This is a genomic window from Rhodococcus sp. SMB37 (assembly GCF_004345605.1).
Classification (GTDB): domain Bacteria; phylum Actinomycetota; class Actinomycetes; order Mycobacteriales; family Mycobacteriaceae; genus Rhodococcus.
Window position 1 is genome coordinate 1 of the sequence record NZ_SLVY01000045.1, and the last position, 1,688, is coordinate 1,688.

The following is a 1,688-nucleotide window of genomic DNA, read 5'->3' on the forward strand; positions in this document are numbered from 1 at the left end:
CCTCGCGCTTTCGTGCTGATTGAGCGAGCGGCCGTGTCGAACACAAAGAATGGTGCCCTGAGCTGGGATAATTCGACTTGCTGAGGGTCGAGTTTCAACCAGTTCGAGGAGCACCATTCCGGTGAGCAAGTCTACGTCCCCCTACCCACACGTGTCCGCATCGGCCAACGGAACCGGCATCGTGTCACATGCCGGCGCCGTCCTGCTGTTGCGCACCGCCGAGAAAACCGGCCTCACCACGGCATTGACGACCGAACTCGCCCGGTTCCGGAAACCGTTGGCACGCCACGATCCCGGCAAGATCCTCCTCGACCTCGCAGTCTCCCTCGCGCTCGGCGGGGACTGCCTCGCCGACATCAACCAACTACGCGCCCAGCCCGAACTTTTCGGCACGGTGGCCTCCGACCCGACCGTCTCCCGCCTGATCACCACCCTCGCGGGTGACGCCGACATCGCACTGGCCGCCATCGGACGGGCCCGCACCGCCGCCCGCGCCCACGCCTGGACCGCCGCCGGCTCCTCGGCACCGGATCACACCATCGACGAGCGGACACCGCTGGTTGTCGACATCGACGCCACCCTCGTCACCGCGCACTCGAACAAAGAACACGCCGCCCCGAACTTCAAACGCGGCTACGGGTTTCATCCGTTATGCGCGTTCGTCGACCACGGTGAGCACGGCACCGGTGAACCCGTCGCGATGCTCCTGCGCCCGGGTAACGCCGGTTCGAACACCGCCGCCGACCACATCACCGTCGTGCAGGACGCCCTCGCGCAGTTGCCGTTCGATCCGGGATATCGGGTCGGGAAGAAGGTGCTGGTCCGGATCGACGGCGCCGGCGGCACCCACTCCTTGATCGAGTATCTGACCAAGCGCAGGCTCTCGTATTCGGTCGGATTCGGGTTGACCGACGCCCACGCCGCCGCGATCGATCTCGTTCCTGATCAGGCATGGACGCCGGCCTACGACTCGGACGGGCAGGTCCGTGACGGCGCTTGGGTCACCGAGATCACCGGGTTGCTCGACCTGTCGACGTGGCCGAACGGCATGCGCGTGATCGTGAGGAAGGAGCGTCCGCATCCGGGTGCGCAGTTGCGGTTCACCGATCGTGACGGACTGCGTCTGACGGCGTTCGTGACCAACACCCGCCGCGGGCAACTGCCCGATCTGGAGTTGCGGCACCGGCGTCGGGCTCGGTGCGAGGACCGGATCCGGACAGCGAAAGCGACCGGACTACAGAATTTTCCGTTGCACGGGTTCGATCAGAATCGGATCTGGTTGGCGCTCGTGCAACTGGCGTGCGAGCTGCTCGCGTGGATGCAGATGCTCGCGTTGACCGACACGACTGCACGCAGGTGGGAGCCGAAACGGTTGCGGTTGCGGGTGCTGTCGATCGCCGGGAAGATCGCCCGGCATGCCCGCCGGGTTCGGTTACGGCTGGCCGCGACGGCTCCTGGTGTCGATGTTCTCGTGGCCGGTCTGAACCGGCTTGCAGCACTACCTGCACCTGTGTGACCTGCACGAATCTTCTTCATCGAGACGAAAGGGACGCTCAGCTTGGGGCCGTGGACCCCGGCGTCACCCGACCGTGTCGGGTAGTCGATCGTGGAAGCACACCGGATCCACGGTTTTCCACGTCCAATCCGAACTGCTCAGGCCAGCGCGTCACCCGCGCGAAAGATTGAGG

Annotated in this window: 1 protein-coding gene; it reads left to right on the plus strand. The window is 65.5% G+C overall.

Annotated elements, in window-relative coordinates:
* Window positions 1–121 precede the first annotated feature (121 nt).
* On the plus strand, window positions 122–1,516 hold the full coding sequence (locus tag EV641_RS29060; RefSeq protein ID WP_054811013.1) for an IS1380 family transposase: 1,395 nt from the start codon (window positions 122–124) through the stop codon (window positions 1,514–1,516).
* Window positions 1,517–1,688 lie beyond the last annotated feature (172 nt).